Annotated in this window: 1 rRNA gene; it reads right to left on the bottom strand. The window is 53.6% G+C overall.

Features of this window, described 5'->3' with window-relative positions:
- A 23S ribosomal RNA gene (locus tag HMPREF2656_RS00255) occupies positions 1-317 on the bottom strand; the annotation flags it as partial.

Consider the following 317-nt stretch of genomic DNA (forward strand, 5'->3'; position numbering starts at 1 on the left):
CCACAGTCTCACTGCAATGCTCAAACTTAAACCGGCATTCGGAGTTTGGCTGACGTCACTAAGATGATAGTCCCGCTCGGCCATCCAGTAGCTCTACCTCCGGTAAGCACACATCACGCTGCACCTAAATGCATTTCGGGGAGAACCAGCTATCACGGAGTTTGATTGGCCTTTCACCCCTACCCACAGCTCATCCCCTCAGTTTTCAACCTAAGTGGGTTCGCGCCTCCACAACCTCTTACAGCTGCTTCACACTGGCCATGGGTAGATCACCCCGCTTCGGGTCCAGGACATGCCACTTGACACCCTCTTAGGAT

Origin of the sequence: Corynebacterium sp. HMSC034B08 (assembly GCF_001835805.1) — a bacterium.
In the GTDB taxonomy this organism is placed as follows: domain Bacteria; phylum Actinomycetota; class Actinomycetes; order Mycobacteriales; family Mycobacteriaceae; genus Corynebacterium; species Corynebacterium coyleae.